Genomic DNA, 17946 nt, shown 5'->3' on the forward strand with positions numbered 1-17946 from the left:
TTTCGACTGCGCCGGAAGTGGGGCGAATTATAGACACCTGAAATCTGCCGTCAAGCACTGTTTCCGGATTTCCATCAAAAGGGCACTTTTGCTGCTCGAAGAGAGCACTACCGCCATTCAAAGCCCCCTCCTGACAACCTCTTCTATATAGAGGAGCGGCAAGACGACGCCCCTACGAAGTATTGATGACCACGCTAAGGCAACCCGCATCCAGGATTGACACCCTACAGCGCCGTATTTCCGATGCCCCTGCACCCCTTGGGATCGTGACGGTCGAGTCACGCCACAAGGGCCGAGGAATGACACCCACAAAAAAACCCCGCTTGCGCAACGCAAGCGGGGCTTTTTTACTCCCATCGCCGTACTGCTTTCGCAGCAACATTTCAGCTAATCAGAGTATGGGCTCAAGAGCCTGAATAATTTGGTGTCCCAGGGCAGGTTCGAACTGCCAACCTTCCCCTTAGGAGGGGGATGCTCTATCCAATTGAGCTACTGAGACACTGATCGCCACCGTTCTTGCGGAGGACGGCCTGCATGTTAACGGCCAGTTCCCCGTTTGTCATGTCGTACCCTTCCTTTTTAAGCGTAGGCATTTTCATCAGGAAATTCACGCCCATCGTGCAGATTGCACCAGGACAAAAATCCCATTCTTGCAAAATGCAATGCCGGCATGCCTACCAATAGCACTAACCTATTGATTTTATTGATATAAAAGCCGATAAATCATTGGCATGCTGCCTGCTTTAACTGCTTTCATACACAAGCGGAGGCCAGCCTCATGAACAGCACTCTATTAGTAGCCAATGCAATCGCCCTGGCGATCGTATTGGGTGTTCATTTTGCTCCGAAGAATGACGAGGTCGCTGCCAACCAGCGAACGCCTCACTACCTTCAGCTGCAAAGGGCTCCTCAGCTTGCCGTCATGAACAACCCAACCCGCGCATCCGCACAGGACGCGAGTCAGGCGATGGCCGTCGCCATCACGCCATCTTCGGATCGCCTGGTTTTTTGAATTTTTTCATCAGGAGTACAGCATGTCCAAATGGGCCACAGGATTTCTCGCCTTATGTCTAATGAGCGGCATGTTGCATGTGGCCCTGATCGAGGACACCCTTGTGACTGCGCCGCTGGTTGTGTGCGCAGTATCTGGCATCCTGTTCCTGCTGGCGCTGATTGCTGGTCGCAAAATCAAGTTTGATCCCGTACTACGCTAACGCCTGCGAATCGAATTGCAATCTCCAAGGGGTCCTCAAAGGGCCCCTTGGCTTCTCCCCATGCAGCTTCATCATCGCCCAGCGTCCGGACAAGGCAGGCCCGACTGCCATCCATCCTGAATATCCCCTCCCCCACACGTCCTCCCTAGTAAATCGGCCAATTGCCACTACTCTCTAATAGAGGGCGCAATGAGGGCGCGCTTTGACACGAGCTTATGAGGTCTTCGGACATCATCCGCCAGGGAAGCAGGCAACCGGAGACGCGGACCCGCCAAACTTACCAACCAGTCCGCATTTCTGATAATTGGTGCTGGCAGAAAGCCTTTATCCGGTTCAATATTTGTCACAGAATTGACGCCAACGAACTGGCAATCTTGAGGCATCATGCGGGCTTCTATCAATTCAGGTTGAACATTTGGCCCGAACGCTTGTCCTATCAGACATCCTGCGGCCAATCCCAAGAACCGCTCCCCTGAACTAACCGGTTAAATATATGCGCCCATTGAAACAGGCAATTTATTCCAGCCGTACGGCTGACAAGTTTGTCGTACGTCTGCCAGACGGAATGCGTGAACGCATTGCCGAAGTGGCTCGCAATCATCATCGCAGCATGAACTCCGAAATTATTGCTCGCCTTGAGCAAAGCCTTATTCAGGAAGGTGCGCTGGGCGAAGAGCTGAGCATGCGCCTGGACAGCCCGGAGCTGTCACTGCACGAACGCGAACTGTTGCAACGCTTCCGCCAACTTTCTCATCGCCAGCAAAACGCGCTGGTTTCACTGATCGCCCATGACGCCGAGATGGCTGCAGACGCGTCCTGATTCAGCCGAATTCCCCAAGCCAGCTTAATTGCTGGCTTTTTTTTGCCTGAAATCCAGGCGTAAAAAAACCCGCCTGATGAGGGCGGGTTTTTAGCTCTGCAGGTCAAAGCAGGAAGATAGTAGCCAGCCCCAGGAAGATGAAGAAACCACCGCTGTCGGTCATGGCAGTGATCATCACGCTGGCACCCATTGCCGGGTCTCGTCCCAGCCGGGCCAGCGTCATGGGGATCAGCACCCCCATCAATGCTGCAAGTAACAGGTTCAGCGTCATGGCGGCCGTCATCACCACCCCCAACGACCAGCTGCCGTAGAGCAGATAGGCAACGATGCCGATAACCCCACCCCACACCAGCCCGTTGATCAGGCCTACCGCCAGCTCCTTGCGCATCAATCGCGAGGTATTGCCGGTACTCACCTGGTCCAGGGCCATGGCCCGAACAATCATCGTGATGGTCTGGTTACCCGAGTTGCCACCAATACCCGCCACAATCGGCATCAATGCCGCCAGTGCTACCAGCTTCTCGATCGAGCCTTCGAACAGGCCGATGACCCGCGAGGCGATGAAGGCGGTGACCAGATTCACTGCCAGCCAGGCCCAACGGTTACGCAGGGACTTCCAGACGGACGCGAAGATGTCTTCCTCTTCACGCAGACCCGCCATGTTGAGCACTTCATTTTCGCTCTCTTCACGGATCAGGTCGACCATCTCATCGATCGTCAGACGACCTATCAACTTGCCGTTCTTGTCGACCACGGGTGCGGAGATCAAGTCATAACGCTCGAACGCCTGGGCCGCGTCGTAGGCATCTTCGTCCGGGTGAAAGCTCACCGGATCGCTGGCCATCACTTCAGCAACCTGCTTGTCGGGGTCGTTGACCAGCAGACGCTTGATCGGCAGGACACCCTTGAGCACGCCGTCGTAGTCGACGACAAAAAGCTTGTCGGTATGACCCGGCAACTCTTTCAAGCGCCGCAGGTAGCGCAGGACCACTTCCAGGCTGACATCCTCGCGGATCGTCACCATCTCGAAGTCCATCAGCGCGCCAACCTGTTCCTCGTCATAGGACAACGCGGAGCGCACGCGCTCGCGCTGCTGACTATCGAGGGTTTCCATCAGCTCGTGCACGACGTCGCGCGGCAGTTCGGAGGCCAGGTCAGCCAGTTCGTCGGCGTCCATGTCCTTGGCTGCTGCCAGGAGCTCGTGATCATCCATGTCGGCGATCAGGGTTTCACGAACCGAATCAGAAACTTCGAGCAGGATGTCGCCGTCGCGATCGGCCTTGACCAGCTGCCAAAGCGTCAGGCGGTCATCAAGCGGCAGCGCTTCGAGGATGTAGGCGACGTCGGCGGAGTGCAGGTCATCAAGCTTGCGTTGCAGCTCGACCAGGTTCTGCCGGTGAACCAGGTTTTCGACCCGTTCATGGTGCGGCCCTTCCTGACGGTGAGTCAGGTCTTCGACCACACGTTGGCGCTGCAACAGCTCAACGACTTGAGCGAGGCGATCTTGCAGGCTTTCTTGCGTTTTCTTTACTTCAACTTCAGACATAGGCGAGCTCCACTCCCAGCAGCGGGGCACGCCGGGAGGATCAATCAGTCAATTCATGATTGGACAATCGGGATTTCAAGTGACTCTTTAAGTAACTACTGGGTAAGTCCATGAAGGTATTCCACAAGCCCCGGCGGGGCTGACGGGCGCAATCATACACCGCCGGGGAGTTTTAAACGTTAAAAAATCGCGGCTGGAAACAAGCGCTTGCAGGACAAACCTGAGTGCCGCCCTGACCGTTTAATGTGCGACGACCCATGGCGAAGAGAAAACACAGTGCTTGAGGAAAATGTAGCGGCCACCCTCCTCTAGGACCGTCATGGAGAACGATTAATGCCATCGCTTGGCTATTATTTTTCCTGGCTGGATTTTTCTGCCTGCCAGGCCCGCGCAGCCGCCACGACATTTCACCACTGCGAAGCGAGGCCGCAGCGCGGCGGTGCAATCGGATGAGAGAAGGGGCATCGCGGAAGAAGGCAAATCCCAGACGGCAAAAAGCCCGCTTTAGAGGCGGGCTTTTTGGTGTTTGGTGCACTCGACAGGATTCGAACCTGTGACCGCTCGGTTCGTAGCCGAGTACTCTATCCAGCTGAGCTACGAGTGCATTTGTGTTTTTATACCAGATCACAACTGGTTGGAGCCAAGTTATTCGCATTGCTGCAAACAACTCTTAAATGGTGCACTCGACAGGATTCGAACCTGTGACCGCTCGGTTCGTAGCCGAGTACTCTATCCAGCTGAGCTACGAGTGCATTTGTGTTTTTATACCAGATCACAACTGGTTGGAGCCAAGTTATTCGCATTGCTGCAAACAACTCTTAAATGGTGCACTCGACAGGATTCGAACCTGTGACCGCTCGGTTCGTAGCCGAGTACTCTATCCAGCTGAGCTACGAGTGCATTTGTTGCCGCGCATTATAGGCCGTCTAATCTCTATGTCAAACACTTTTTCTAGTAATTTCAACAACTTACCGAAAAAGCCAGATTACAACGTACTAAGCAAATAATGGCGGAGAACGGGGGATTCGAACCCCCGACACCCTTTTGAGGTGTACTCCCTTAGCAGGGGAGCGCCTTCGGCCACTCGGCCAGCTCTCCGCAACACGGGGCGTATATTAACCAGCTTCTTCCCCGTTTGCAAACATAAAAAGCGATAAAAATTAATGGCTTGGTTCTTCGTCCTTCTCTTTCTTTATACGCAGGTAAATTTCCTCACGGTGGACCGCTACCTCTTTCGGGGCGTTGACACCGATACGCACTTGATTTCCTTTGACGCCGAGCACGGTCACGGTGATTTCGCCATCACCGATAATCAGGCTTTCTGCGCACCGACGAGTCAGAATCAGCATACCTTTCTCCTCACGCATTTCATTTCAGGGACAACAGTCTGCAAAAAAAAGGCACTCGACCTACCACCTGAAAAGGTCGCAGCCCTACATGCCTGAGTATTGACCAGCGCGAGCAAAAGAACAGCCTTGGGTCGCGCCTTTCAAAAAACAGCAGGCGCGGTCAGACCGCGCCTGTTGGCAAACGCATCACTCGCCTTGACGAGCCGGTGCGTCCAGTTCGAAAGCCGTGTGCAGAGCGCGCACAGCCAGTTCCAGGTACTTCTCTTCGATCACTACGGAAACTTTGATTTCCGAAGTCGAGATCATCTGGATGTTGATGCTTTCCTTGGCCAGGGATTCGAACATGCGGCTGGCTACGCCTGCGTGGGAGCGCATGCCGACGCCGACGATCGAGACCTTGGCGATCTTGATGTCGCCCACCACTTCACGGGCACCGATCTCGCGAGCGGTGTTCTCCAGCACGGTTTGTGCGGCCTGGAAGTCATTGCGGTGTACGGTGAAGGTGAAGTCGGTGGTGTTATCGTGCGCAACGTTCTGCACGATCATGTCGACTTCGATGTTCGCGGCACTGATCGGGCCGAGGATCTTGAACGCAACACCCGGGGTGTCTGGCACGCCACGGATGGTCAGCTTGGCTTCATCGCGATTGAAAGCGATGCCGGAAATGATCGGCTGTTCCATGGTTTCCTCTTCATCAATAGTAATGAGGGTGCCCGGACCCTCCTTGAAGCTGTGCAGTACGCGCAGCGGAACGTTGTACTTGCCGGCGAATTCCACCGCACGGATCTGCAACACCTTGGAACCGAGGCTGGCCATTTCCAGCATCTCTTCAAAGGTAATCTTGTCCAGGCGCTGGGCCACGGACACCACACGCGGGTCAGTGGTGTAGACGCCATCGACGTCGGTGTAGATCTGGCATTCATCAGCCTTCAGGGCTGCTGCCAGGGCCACGCCGGTGGTGTCGGAGCCGCCACGACCCAGGGTCGTGATGTTGCCGTGCTCGTCGACGCCCTGGAAACCGGCGACAACGACTACGCGACCGGCCTTCAGGTCACCGCGAATCTTCTGGTCATCTATCTGCAAGATACGCGCTTTGTTGTGCGCGCTGTCCGTCAGGATCCGCACCTGGTTGCCGGTGTAGGACACCGCTGGCACGCCACGCTTGATCAGCGCCATGGCCAACAGTGCAATCGTCACCTGCTCGCCAGTGGAAACGATCACATCCAGCTCACGGGGAACCGGTTGGCCGTCGCCACTGATTTGCTTGGCCAGATCGATCAGACGGTTGGTCTCGCCGCTCATTGCAGACAGCACAACCACCAGGTCATCGCCGGCATCGCGGAATTTCTTAACCTTGTCGGCGACCTGCTCGATTCTCTCGACAGTGCCGACCGAGGTGCCTCCAAATTTCTGTACGATCAAAGCCATTTCAAAGCCGCCTCTGCCCATGAAGGGCGCCCAAATAATCACTCAAACAGCGCGCCGGCCCGCCACTAGACAACAGGCCGGACACCCTGCCTTATAAACCCTGCTCTACAAATGGAACAGTCAGGGCCAGGGCCGCATCCAGTGCGCCAGCGTCAGTACCACCGCCTTGCGCCATGTCTGGACGACCACCGCCCTTCCCGCCCACTGCCGCAGCGGCTTGCTTCATCAAATCACCGGCTTTGAGTTGGCCAGTCAGGTCTTTGGTTACGCCTGCAACCAGAACGACCTTTTCCTCATGGACACTGCCGAGCAGGATCACTGCGCGGCCGAGTTTGTTTTTCAGTTGATCGACCAGCGCCAGCAGCGCCTTGCCATCCTGGCCGTCCAGACGCACGGCCAGCACTTTCACACCCTTGACGTCCAGGGCGGAGGCCGACAGATCGTCGCCCGCCGCGCTGGCTGCCTTGGCCTGCAACTGCTCGAGTTGCTTCTCCAGCAGACGGTTGCGCTCCAGCACAGCCGACAGCTTGTCGATCAGGTTATCGCGGCTGCCCTTGACCAGGTTGGCCACTTCCTTGAGTTGTTCTTCAGCAGCGTTCAGGTACGCCAGTGCGGCAGCGCCCGTGACCGCTTCGATGCGTCGCACACCAGAAGCCACACCGCCTTCGCTGATGATTTTCAGCAGGCCGATGTCGCCGGTGCGGTTGGCATGGATGCCGCCACACAGCTCGACGGAGAACGCCCCGCCCATGCTCAGCACGCGCACGTTGTCGCCGTACTTCTCGCCGAACAGCGCCATGGCGCCTTTCTGCTTGGCGGTTTCGATATCGGTTTCTTCGGTTTCAACTGCGGAGTTCTTGCGGATCTCGGCATTGACGATGTCTTCCAGCGCTTTCAACTGCTCAGGCTTGATGGCTTCGAAGTGGCTGAAGTCAAAGCGCAGGCGCTGACTGTCCACCAGCGAACCCTTCTGCTGGACGTGTTCGCCCAGCACCTGGCGCAGGGCGGCGTGCAGCAAGTGCGTGGCCGAGTGGTTCAGCGCCGTGGCGTGACGGACTTCAGCATCGACGTGAGTCTCCACCGGCGCGCCAATGGTCAGGCTGCCCGATGCCAGTACACCGTGATGCAGGAACGCACCGCCAGTCTTGGTGGTGTCGCGTACGTCGAAACGTGCCTCGCCCGCCTGAAGGAAACCGCAGTCGCCGATCTGCCCGCCGGATTCAGCGTAAAAAGGCGTCTGGTTGAGGACAACGACCGCCTCCTGACCTTCACTCAATACGTCAACCGACTGGCCGTCTTTATAGATGGCGACAATTTTTGCCGAACCGCTGGTGGCTTTGTAGCCGGTGAACTCGGTGGCTACGTCAACCTTGACCAGGGTGTTGTAGTCCAGGCCGAACGAACTGGCGGAACGTGCACGGACGCGCTGGGCTTCCATTTCGCGCTCGAAGCCGGCTTCGTCAACGGTCAGGTTGCGTTCGCGAGCGATATCCGCGGTCAGGTCCATCGGGAAACCGTAGGTGTCGTACAGCTTGAACACCACATCGCCCGGCACCACGGTGCCTTTGAGTTCCAGCAGATCCTGCTCGAGAATCTTCAGGCCGTGCTCCAGGGTCTTGGAGAACTGTTCTTCTTCGGCCTTGAGCACGCGCTCGATGTTGCCCTGCTGCTTCTTCAGTTCCGGGAAGGCTTCGCCCATCTCGGCGACCAGCGCCGCGACGATCTTGTAGAAGAAGCTGCCGGTGGCGCCCAGCTTGTTACCGTGGCGGCAGGCACGACGAATGATGCGACGCAGCACATAGCCACGACCTTCGTTGGACGGCAGCACGCCATCGGCGATCAGGAAACCGCACGACCGAATGTGGTCGGAAACAACCTTGAGCGACGACTGATCGCCATTCTCGCAGCCGATTGCCTCAGCCGATGCCTTGAGCAGGTTCTTGAACAGGTCGATGTCATAGTTGGAATTGACGTGCTGCATCACCGCACTGATCCGCTCCAGGCCCATGCCGGTATCCACCGACGGTGCTGGCAACGGATGCAACACGCCATCAGCGGTGCGGTTGAACTGCATGAACACGTTGTTCCAGATCTCGATGTAACGGTCGCCGTCCTCTTCAGGCGAGCCCGGTGGGCCACCCCAGATGTGGTCGCCGTGATCGTAGAAAATCTCGGTGCAAGGGCCGCACGGGCCGGTATCGCCCATGGTCCAGAAGTTGTCGGACGCGTACGGCGCGCCTTTGTTGTCGCCGATACGGATCATGCGCTCGACCGGCACGCCGATTTCTTTGGTCCAGATGTCATACGCTTCGTCATCGGAGGCGTAGACAGTCACCCAGAGCTTTTCCTTTGGCAGCTTCAGCACGCCGGTCAGGAAGGTCCAGGCAAAGGTGATGGCGTCGTGCTTGAAATAGTCACCGAAGCTGAAGTTACCGAGCATTTCGAAGAACGTGTGGTGACGGGCGGTATAACCGACGTTTTCCAGGTCACTGTTCTTGCCACCGGCGCGCACGCACTTCTGGCTGCTGGTCGCACGGGTGTACGCACGTTTTTCCTGGCCCAGGAAGCAGTCCTTGAACTGGTTCATCCCCGCGTTAGTGAACAGCAGGGTTGGGTCGTTGCCCGGAATCAAAGAGCTGGAGGCTACACGGGTGTGGCCTTGCTCTTCGAAGAAGCGAAGGAAGGCTTCACGGATTTCTGCGCTTTTCATTAGGTTCTTCCACGGAGGCTGCGGCCAAAGGCCTGTTCGAAACGTCAACAGACGAAGCGACGGCAAAGGGCCGCATTATATCGGCCCTGCGCGCGGGGTACAGTGTGTTTATACGATAGAAACGGTCAATTGGACGGCTAACGCTGTCAGTTGCGTGAAAACTCGACGAATGCCGCGATCACCTGTTCGATCCCGGCGCGGTCGACGTCCATGTGCGTAACCATTCTAAGCCGCCCGGCAGCGCTGAGGCGGATACCACGCTCAGCGGCAAAGGCCTTGAAGGCCTCGGCACGGTAGCCCATGTGCACATACACCATGTTGGTCTGCACGGGCTCGACGGCATAACCCGCCTTGACCAGCCCGTCGGCCAGCCACTGTGCGTTGGCATGGTCGTCAGCCAGGCGCTGTACGTTGTTGTCCAGAGCATACAGACCTGCCGCCGCCAGCAGCCCGGCCTGGCGCATGCCACCGCCGACCATTTTGCGCAGGCGCCGCGCCTTGCCGATCAGCTCGACCGAGCCACACAGCACCGAACCGACCGGCGCGCCCAGGCCTTTGGACAGGCATACCGAAACCGAATCAAAATGCCGGGTGATCTCCCGGGCGTCCACACCCAGCTTGACCGCAGCGTTGTACAGCCGCGCGCCATCCAGGTGCAGTGCCAGGCCGTGCTCACGGGTAAAAGCCCGGGCCCGCGCCAGGTATTCCAGGGGCAGGACTTTGCCTTGCATGGTGTTTTCCAGGGCCAGCAAGCGGGTGCGGGCGAAATGGAAGTCGTCCGGTTTGATCGCTGCGGCGACATCGGCCAGGTCCAGCGAGCCATCGGCCTGGACTTCCAGCGGTTGTGGCTGGATCGATCCCAGCACGGCCGCCCCACCCCCTTCGTATTTGTAGGTGTGGGCCTGCTGGCCAACGATGTATTCGTCGCCGCGCTCACAATGCGCCAACAGCCCCAGCAGATTGCTCATGGTGCCGGTGGGGACGAACAGCGCGGCGGCAAAACCCAGGCGCCTGGCCAGCTCGGCTTCGAGTTGATTGACCGTCGGATCTTCGCCATAGACGTCGTCACCCGTCGCGGCGCGTGTCATCGCCTCGAGCATGGCGGCGGTCGGTTGGGTGACGGTGTCGCTGCGAAGATCGATAACGCTCATGAATCTGGCCTCGGTAAGCAGGGGAAATCCCTTTCAGACAGGGATTACTGCGGTCATGTGGACGAATAATCAACCCTGGTATGGGGAAAAAACACAAACCCTGTGGGAGCGGGCTTGCCCGCGATAGCCGACTGTCAGTCGATAGGGTCGAAGGCTGACACATCGCTATCGCGGGCAAGCCCACTCCCACAGGGCTATGCGTCGACTTTGGCTATGCGCCAGGCAAAAAATTGTGTTAAAAACGCTGCGCCGCCAACTTTTATGGCGGCAAACGTTCTCAGGGCGGGGTGCAACTCCCCACCGGCGGTAATTGCGCGCAACGCGCATAGCCCGCGAGCGCTTGGTGGCAGTCCCGGCTTCGGCGGTACTGGCGGCAAGGTCAGCAGACCCGGTGTGATCCCGGGGCCGACGGTCATAGTCCGGATGAAGAGAGAACGGGATTGGCGCCAAAGGGCCGTCCGCGGGCATTCGTGCGAGCGTGCGCACCCTTAAATCCCATTCGATTCATATGCCCTGTTTTTCACACAAACAGGAGTCAGAACATGCAACCCACCGCAATCGACAGCAAAAGCAAAAACCATCAGGGCGAGCGCGTCGCGTTCATCCAGGCCTGCTGGCACAAAGATATCGTCGACCAGAGCCGTAAAGGTTTCCTGGCCGAAATGATTGCCCAGGGTTACCAGGAATCAGACATCGACTTCTTCGAAGTGGGCGGCGCGTTTGAAATGCCCCTGCACGCCAAGTTGCTGGCCAAGACCGGCCGTTATGCCGGCATCGTCGCCGCAGCCCTGGTGGTGGACGGCGGTATCTACCGTCACGAGTTCGTCGCCCAATCGGTGGTCAGTGGCCTGATGCAGGTTCAACTGGAAACCGAAGTCCCTGTGTTCTCGGTGTCGTTGACCCCGCATCACTTCCATGCCGGTGAGGAGCACCACAAGTTTTTCTTCGAGCACTTTGTGCACAAGGGCCAGGAAGCGGCGAAGACGTGTGCCGATACGCTGCACAAGATCCGCGCGTTGCGTCGCGCTGAGCCGCGGGCGTTGGCTGTCTAAACACCGAACCGGGTACCTGGTTGAATGTGTTGAATTCACCCAAACCCACTGTAGGAGCGAGCTTGCTCGCGATGCTCGTGAACGATAACGCGGGAAGCCTGACTCCCCGTGGCGTTCTCGGGTTCATCGCGAGCAAGCTCGCTCCTACAGGGGCGGGGTGCGAACGTCAAGCCAGGTTTTCGTCGGTCGTCGGCACGATCAGGATACCGGCGCGCAGGCCGTTCTTGACCTTGGGGTTGGGGAAGATGATCCGGGCCCCCTCCTCCTCGATGATCCAGCGAGTCTGGGCGATGTCTTCAGCCAGCAAGTAACCCACTTCCAATTCCGAGAAATTCTCGACGTCCGCAGGCAGGTTCAAGCGGAAGCTGTCGCTGTGCTTGATGATTTCCCGTGCCACGCTGAACAGCTGCAGGCCGTCCAGAGAGTCATCGGCCAGCTCGGGCTCCTTGCCTTCGATAATGTGCTTGAGACGTGTCTCCAGGCGATCGACATTGACCCCGTCGTTGTGCCCGAACGGTCGCGCCTTGCCCAACTCCAGGGTGAAAGACTCGGCGCCCAGCTTATCGTAGGTGAACGAGCTGAATACGATCGACGGCTTGTTCTGCAGCAACACCGCCTCCATTCCCGCCGCGCGCAAACGCGCCAGCTCCTTGCGCGAATGCTGGCGACCTTCCTTCCAGGGGTACAGGGCGAACTGCTCGATCTTCGAGCCGCGAATGGCGGTGTGCAGGTCGTAGTGCAGGCGTTCGCGGTCGGGCAGGCTGAAAAAGCTCGCGGCCAAACGCTCCAGCTCACAGGCGCGCAGGGCTTCGCAACCGCTGCTTTGTTCATGACGGCCGTTGAACAGCCGATTGACGTCCTGCTCGATAAAGCGCTCACCCTTGCGAATCGCTTCCGGGTTGCCGAACAGGAAAAGTATACGGGCGCGCGGCTTCAAGTCGCCGCGGGCGATGTCATGCAACAGGCGATCGAGCAGCTCGATCGGTGCTGTTTCGTTGCCATGGATACCGGCTGACAGCAGCAGGTCCAGGCCGTTGTCGCGAGCTTCGGGGGGCCGGACTTCCAGCGCCCCCTCGCTCAACCAGCGCATCCGCACGCCTTCGACAGTCAGTTGAGTCTTCTCCGCCGGTTCGCGGCCGGCGAGGGTCAGTTCAAGCAGTTTGCCGAGGGCGAGCATAGAGCGACTTCCTTAATGGTCGTGATTGCAATCCGGGCCGTGCACGTGTTCCTCGTCGTCGCCGAGGTCAGCCGGTTCCATTTCCAGTTGCAGACTTACCAGATTAGTCGCCAATGGGCGCAGCAGCAGGTTGGCGTATTCGGCGTCACCTTCTTCGACGTCCACACCGATCAGCAACTGGCCACGACCATCCTGCTGGATCCACAGCTCTTTGCCTTGCCACATGACCGCGACGCGGGTGCAGGACGTTTCCAGTTGCGTGCCATCGGTGTCTTCAAGGATCAGCTGCAGGGTATCGCTCATGTTCTTTTACGCTCTCTAAAGGAGATGAAGCGGCGCATGCAGCGCCGGCGTTCAATTGATCTGGAATGGATAAACCGCGCCCAGTTTAAGGATTTGCGTCAGTTCATCCAGTGCCGTCCGGCATTCAAGCAGCAATTGCGGGTCCGCAAGATCGCTCTCGGCCATGCGGTCGCGGTAGTGCTTGTCGACCCATTCGGTCAGCGAGCCGTACAACGGTGCCGTCATGATAACGCCTGGATTGACCGCCGCCAGTTCCGTTTCATTCAGCGCGACGCGCAACCTCAGGCAAGCCGGGCCACCGCCGTTTTGCATGCTTTGTTTCAAATCGAAGACTTTGACTTCACGGATCAGCCCGCCCGAACTGGTCAGGCCCTGCAGGTATTGCCATACCCGCTCATTGCCACGGCATTCTTCCGGCACGATCAGCAACATCGAGCCGTCGGGACGGGTCAGCAACTGGCTGTTGAACAGGTAGGACCGAACGGCGTCTTCCACGGTGACCGCAGAACGCGGTACACAGATCGCCTGAAAATTCCCGCCTGCCTTGGCGAGTTTTCCGTGCAGCTCGGCCAGCATCTGGTCGGTGTCGAGGAACGCGTCCTCGTGATAGAACAGCACCTCGCCGTTACCGACCGCGATCACGTCGTTATGGAACACACCCTGATCGATCACCGCAGGGTTCTGCTGACCGTAGACCACCGCGTCGTCACTCAGGCCGTGCAGGCGCGCGACCGCCTGGGAAGCCTCGAGGGTCTGGCGTGCCGGGTACTTCTGCGGAGCCGGGTAACGGGTATCGAAGGCACTGCGGCCGAACACGAAAAACTCGACGCCGGCTTCGCCGTATTCACGACAGAAACGCGTGTGGTTGGCCGCGCCTTCATCGCCGAACTGCGCCACGGCCGGCAACGCGGCGTGGTGAGCGAAGTGCTGCTGATCAGCAAACATCGCCCCCAATACGCGACTGGTGGTCGGGTGTTCGATGCTGCGGTGATATTTGCAGTTGAGGTTGGCGGCGGTGAAGTGCACTCGACCGTCGGCAGTGTCGGCGCTCGGGCTGACGGTGGCGGCGTTGGCCACCCACATGCTCGACGCCGAGCAACTGGCGACCAGCAAGGGCATGGCGTCCTTGGCGGCGCGCTCAATCACTTGCGCATCGGTGCCGCCGAAGCCCAGGCGCCGCAGGGCGGCTACGTCCGGCCGTTCCTGAGGGGCGAGGACACCTTGCTGAAAGCCCATTTCCATCAGCGCTTTCATTTTCGCCAGGCCTTGCAGCGCAGCTTCCTTCGGGTTCGAACACTGCTGGCTGTTGCTCTGGGACGCGACGTTGCCGTAGGACAGGCCGCCGTAGTTATGGGTCGGCCCCACTAGACCGTCAAAATTGACTTCATAGGATTTCATCAGCGAGGCTCCACGAGAATTCTGTTGTTAGGCTTCAGTAACCGGATTTGAGACCGAGGCGTGGCCATCGCCAGCAGGCGGCTCCCACAGGGATTTGCGTCGTACACACAGTGTGTAAACACCACCGAACCTGTGGGAGCCAGCCTGCTGGCGATTGGCATCACGCCATTTTCACGCCAGGCGTGAGGGCGGCAGGCAAGGTCAGGCTCGGCGTTTCCAGCGATGCCACCGGATACGCGCAGTAATCCGCCGCGTAATAGGCGCTGGCACGATGGTTACCCGAGGCCCCCACCCCGCCGAACGGCGCACTGCTGGCCGCGCCCGTCAGCTGCTTGTTCCAGTTGACGATACCGGCCCGGCTTTCCAGCCAGAACTGCTGGTAACGCGCTTCGGAATCCGAGAGCAAGCCGGCGGCAAGGCCGTATTCGGTGTCGTTGGCCTCGGCGATCGCCGCTTCGAAATCAGCGTAGCGAATCACTTGCAGCAACGGGCCGAACAGTTCTTCGTCAGGACGCTCGGCCACGGCCGTTACATCCAAAATGCCTGGGGTCAGCAAGGCAGCCTGAGCCTGTGGCTGGGTCATTTCCAACAGCGCCATGGCGCCATTTGCCAGCAGATGCGCCTGGGCATCCATCAGGGATTTGGCCGCAGCCAGGGAAATGACCGAGCCCATGAACGGCGCCGGTTGCTGATCAAAAGCGCCCACTTCGATGGTCGAAGTCACCGCCACCAGGCGTGCCAGCAACGAGTCGCCCCAGGCGCCCTGGGGCACCAACAGGCGGCGCGCGCAGGTGCAACGCTGGCCGGCAGAAATGAATGCCGACTGGATGATGGTGTAGACCGCCGCATCCAGGTCAGCCACCTCGTCAACCACCAGTGGATTGTTACCGCCCATCTCCAGCGCCAGGATCTTGTCCGGCCGACCGGCAAATTGCTGGTGCAGGTGATTGCCGGTGCGGCTCGAACCCGTGAAGAACAGGCCGTCGATGCCAGGGTTCGCCGCCAGGGCAATCCCGGTTTCGCGAGCACCCTGCAGCAGGTTCAACACGCCAGCCGGCAGGCCGGCTTCGATCCAGCATTTAACCGTCAGTTCGGCGACTTTGGGCGTCAGCTCGCTCGGCTTGAACAGCACGCTGTTACCCGCGAGCAAGGCTGGGACGATGTGGCCGTTGGGCAGGTGACCGGGGAAGTTGTAAGGCCCGAACACCGCGACCACGCCGTGTGGCTTGTGGCGCAGCACGGCAGTTGCGTCGCCCAGAGGGCCGCTCTTCTCACCGGTACGCTCACGATAGCTCTGAATCGAGATGGCAATCTTGTTGACCATGCTGGTCACTTCGGTCGCCGATTCCCAAAGCGGTTTGCCGGTCTCTTCGCCGATGGTCCGTGCCAGCTCGTCAGCGTGATTTTTCAACGCGGCGGCGAAGGCCTCCAGCACACTGATGCGCTCGTCCAGGGTGCGCCGAGCCCAGCCCGGGAACGCCTGACGCGCGGCTTGCACGGCGGATTCCACTTGGGCAGCGCTGGCGCCTTCACCGGACCAAAGCACTTGCTGGGTCACCGGGTTCAGCGACTGGAACGCTTCGCCCTGGCCAGACAGCCACTCACCTGCAATGTATAGCGAATTCATTATTTCGACTCCCGGGCAGCGGACAACGGAACGGCGCGCACCTGGTCGCCGGCGTTGAGTTGAAGGCGTTTGGCGGTCAGCGGGTCGACCACCAGGGTGCCGGCGGCGAAGCGTGCGGGAGCGGCAGTGATCCGGCAGTCTTCGCGCTTGCGGTTGTGAATCAGGAAAGGCGTGGCGTCGTCACCCGGGGTGCCGATGGCCAGCACCAGCGGCTGGCTGTCGCGCACTGCGCGGATCTTCGTGGTTTCGCACTCCACTGCCGGGCCTGCGTCGAAGATGTCGACGTAGCCCTGGTAGCTGAAACCTTCGCTCTTGAGCATGGCCAGTGCCGGCTCGGTGTCCGGGTGAACCTGCCCGATGATGTTGCGCGCATCCGGCGACAGGAAGCAGGTGTACAACGGAAATTTGGGCATCAGTTCGGCGATGAAAGCCTTGTTGCCGACGCCGGTCAGGTAGTCCGCCTGGCTGAATTCCATCTTGAAGAAATGCCGCCCCAGGCTTTCCCAGAACGGCGAGCGCCCGGCTTCGTCGGACATGCCGCGCATCTCGGCAATGATCTTGTTGCCGAACAGCTGCGGGAATTCGGCGATGAACAGCATCCGCGCCTTGGCCAGCATGCGTCCGTTGAGGCCGTTGCGGTAATCGGCATGCAGGAACAGCGAGCACAGCTCGGAGTTGCCGGTCAGGTCGTTGGCCAGGAACAGCGTCGGAATCTCGCGATAGATGTTCAGCTCTTGCGAAGCGCTGACAGTCAGGCCAACCCGGAAGTTGTACCAGGGCTCACGCAGGCCGACCGCGCCGGCGATGGCGGAAATGCCCACCACGCGACCGTTGTCATCTTCGAGCACGAACAGGTAGTCCGCATCGCCCCGCCCGGCTTCTCCGCGAAAGGTCTTCTCGGCCCAGCCGACCCGGTGGGCCAGCCGCTCTTCATTGGCCGGCAAGGTGGTCAGGCCGGTGCCAGTGCTGCGGGCCAGGTCGATCAGAGCGGGTAAATCGCTGCTGCGTACGGGACGAACGATCATGCTATCTCCTCAGTCGGGCCGCTTGCGCCACCCGCGAAACTTCGCTGCTATCTAGGCAATTCTTTCCAGGCGCGGCAGCGGGGTCAAACCGCTACCAGGCGCACGCTGGCACCTTCACCGACACCCAGGGCCTCGGCTGTTTCCAGGTCCAGGGTCACGGGTTTGCCCGGCGCGTAATCGAGCTCAAGCAATACGGCGCGGTAATCCTGCAACTGGGCATTGGCCACCAGGTACTGGCGCCCAACACCTTTGGCCGGCTCGCCGATTTTCACCGGTACCACACGGCTCTGGGCGATGGAGCGGATCCCCGAAACGCGCGCATGCAGGGTTGGGCCGCCGTCGAAAATATCGATGTAATGATCGGTCTCGAAGCCTTCGCGCATCAGGATGTCGAACGTGATCTGCGCCCGCGGGTGCACCTGGCCCATCGCTTCCTGGGCGGTGTCCGGCAGCAACGGCACGTAGATCGGGTAATGCGGCATCAGTTCGGCAAGGAAGGTGCGGCTTTTCAGCCCGCACAGGCGCTCGGCTTCGGCATAGTTGAGGTCGAAGAAGTTACGCCCGATGGCATCCCAGAATGGCGAGTCGCCGTTTTCGTCGCTATAGCCGACGATCTCGGTTACCACGGAATCGGCAAAACGCTCCGGATGGCTGGCCACGAACAACAGGCGACCACGGGAGTTAAGCTCGGCCCAGGGCGAACCCACCAACTCACGCTGCACGTAGAAGCTGGTGAGCAAGCTGTTACCGGTCAGGTCATGGCACTGGGACAACACGTGAATCTTGTTATGAATCTTCAGCTCGCGGGAAGCGTGCACGAAAGTTTCATTGCGAAAGCTGTAGAAAGGTTCCGAGTAACCGGCCGAGGCCACGATGGCCGAACAGCCCACCAGCTTGCCGGTGGCGGTGTCTTCGAGGACGAAGAAATAGGTTTCCTCGCCGTTGAAGCTCACTTCGGCGGCAAACGACGCTTCGCTCGCGGCAATCTTGTCGCTCAGGCGTTCAACGTCATCCGGCAAGGAAGTGACACCAATCGGGCTGTCCGCAGCCAGACGCTGTACCTCGCCCAGATCAGCCATTTGCGCGGGGCGCATCACCAGCATGGTGTCACTCCTTAATCTCAGAACTTACAAAAGAAAAAATCCC

Annotated in this window: 15 protein-coding genes, 5 tRNA genes and 1 riboswitch; of the genes, 4 read left to right on the top strand and 16 right to left on the bottom strand. The window is 59.2% G+C overall.

What is annotated here, in order from left to right:
* Positions 1-422: 422 nt before the first annotated feature.
* Positions 423-499, bottom strand: a tRNA-Arg gene (locus tag HYI44_RS28430).
* A gap of 279 nt (positions 500-778) precedes the next feature.
* Between HYI44_RS28430 and HYI44_RS28435 the strand changes: the two genes are divergently transcribed.
* The 3 genes from HYI44_RS28435 (at position 779) to HYI44_RS28445 (ending at position 2034) form a co-directional block, all read left to right on the top strand.
* Complete coding sequence (locus HYI44_RS28435) at positions 779-1012, top strand: hypothetical protein (RefSeq protein WP_122840237.1); 234 nt, start codon at positions 779-781, stop codon at positions 1010-1012.
* A 22-nt stretch (positions 1013-1034) separates the two neighbouring features.
* Positions 1035-1214, top strand: coding sequence for a PA3371 family protein (locus tag HYI44_RS28440; RefSeq protein WP_045057441.1), 180 nt, complete (start codon positions 1035-1037; stop codon positions 1212-1214).
* Positions 1215-1707: 493 nt separating this feature from the next.
* Positions 1708-2034 carry an Arc family DNA-binding protein gene (locus HYI44_RS28445; protein WP_003178899.1) on the top strand — a complete coding sequence of 109 codons (327 nt, stop codon included), beginning with the start codon at positions 1708-1710 and terminating at the stop codon, positions 2032-2034.
* Positions 2035-2137: 103 nt separating this feature from the next.
* Here the strand turns inward: HYI44_RS28445 and mgtE are convergent, their stop codons facing one another.
* From mgtE to ltaE, 9 genes are all read right to left on the bottom strand, one after another.
* Entirely contained in the window at positions 2138-3580 is a 1443-nt protein-coding gene (mgtE, locus tag HYI44_RS28450; protein ID WP_122840235.1) for a magnesium transporter, read from the bottom strand.
* Positions 3581-4107: 527 nt separating this feature from the next.
* Positions 4108-4184, bottom strand: a tRNA-Arg gene (locus HYI44_RS28455).
* A gap of 71 nt (positions 4185-4255) precedes the next feature.
* A tRNA-Arg gene (locus HYI44_RS28460) sits at positions 4256-4332 on the bottom strand.
* Positions 4333-4403: 71 nt separating this feature from the next.
* A tRNA-Arg gene (locus HYI44_RS28465) sits at positions 4404-4480 on the bottom strand.
* A gap of 107 nt (positions 4481-4587) precedes the next feature.
* Positions 4588-4678: transfer RNA gene (locus HYI44_RS28470), tRNA-Ser, on the bottom strand.
* Positions 4679-4740: 62 nt separating this feature from the next.
* Positions 4741-4929 carry a carbon storage regulator CsrA gene (gene csrA / locus HYI44_RS28475; RefSeq protein WP_002554426.1) on the bottom strand — a complete coding sequence of 63 codons (189 nt, stop codon included), beginning with the start codon at positions 4927-4929 and terminating at the stop codon, positions 4741-4743.
* Positions 4930-5115: 186 nt separating this feature from the next.
* Positions 5116-6357 carry an aspartate kinase gene (locus HYI44_RS28480; RefSeq protein WP_031319071.1) on the bottom strand — a complete coding sequence of 414 codons (1242 nt, stop codon included), beginning with the start codon at positions 6355-6357 and terminating at the stop codon, positions 5116-5118.
* 91 nt (positions 6358-6448) lie between these two features.
* Entirely contained in the window at positions 6449-9067 is a 2619-nt protein-coding gene (alaS, locus tag HYI44_RS28485; RefSeq protein ID WP_225571128.1) for an alanine--tRNA ligase, read from the bottom strand.
* 146 nt (positions 9068-9213) lie between these two features.
* The gene (ltaE, locus tag HYI44_RS28490) at positions 9214-10218 is read right to left on the bottom strand and encodes a low-specificity L-threonine aldolase (protein ID WP_225571129.1); all 1005 of its coding nucleotides are present in this window, start codon (positions 10216-10218) and stop codon (positions 9214-9216) included.
* A 269-nt stretch (positions 10219-10487) separates the two neighbouring features.
* Positions 10488-10658: riboswitch (FMN riboswitch) on the top strand.
* A gap of 102 nt (positions 10659-10760) precedes the next feature.
* Here ltaE and HYI44_RS28495 point away from each other — a divergent pair.
* Complete coding sequence (locus HYI44_RS28495) at positions 10761-11270, top strand: 6,7-dimethyl-8-ribityllumazine synthase (RefSeq protein ID WP_045057445.1); 510 nt, start codon at positions 10761-10763, stop codon at positions 11268-11270.
* A gap of 166 nt (positions 11271-11436) precedes the next feature.
* Here HYI44_RS28495 and astE read toward each other — a convergent pair whose 3' ends face one another.
* From astE to aruF, 6 genes are all read right to left on the bottom strand, one after another.
* The gene (gene astE, locus HYI44_RS28500) at positions 11437-12447 is read right to left on the bottom strand and encodes a succinylglutamate desuccinylase (RefSeq protein ID WP_225571130.1); all 1011 of its coding nucleotides are present in this window, start codon (positions 12445-12447) and stop codon (positions 11437-11439) included.
* A 12-nt stretch (positions 12448-12459) separates the two neighbouring features.
* Positions 12460-12750, bottom strand: a complete 291-nt coding sequence (locus HYI44_RS28505) for a hypothetical protein (RefSeq protein WP_045057447.1) — start codon at positions 12748-12750, stop codon at positions 12460-12462.
* A 51-nt stretch (positions 12751-12801) separates the two neighbouring features.
* The gene (gene astB, locus HYI44_RS28510; protein ID WP_122840231.1) at positions 12802-14148 is read right to left on the bottom strand and encodes an N-succinylarginine dihydrolase; all 1347 of its coding nucleotides are present in this window, start codon (positions 14146-14148) and stop codon (positions 12802-12804) included.
* A 160-nt stretch (positions 14149-14308) separates the two neighbouring features.
* Positions 14309-15778, bottom strand: a complete 1470-nt coding sequence (gene astD / locus HYI44_RS28515; protein ID WP_225571142.1) for a succinylglutamate-semialdehyde dehydrogenase — start codon at positions 15776-15778, stop codon at positions 14309-14311.
* Positions 15775-16800 (bottom strand): arginine N-succinyltransferase, encoded by a 1026-nt coding sequence (gene astA, locus HYI44_RS28520; protein ID WP_122840229.1) that lies wholly within the window; start codon positions 16798-16800, stop codon positions 15775-15777. The genes astD and astA overlap by 4 nt, the downstream gene beginning before the upstream one ends.
* Positions 16801-16883: 83 nt before the next feature.
* On the bottom strand, positions 16884-17903 hold the full coding sequence (aruF, locus tag HYI44_RS28525; protein ID WP_045057451.1) for an arginine/ornithine succinyltransferase subunit alpha: 1020 nt from the start codon (positions 17901-17903) through the stop codon (positions 16884-16886).
* Between the last annotated feature and the right edge of the window lie 43 nt (positions 17904-17946).

Source organism: Pseudomonas sp. Y24-6, assembly GCF_020295325.1.
GTDB classification, from domain to species: Bacteria; Pseudomonadota; Gammaproteobacteria; order Pseudomonadales; family Pseudomonadaceae; genus Aquipseudomonas; species Aquipseudomonas gregormendelii.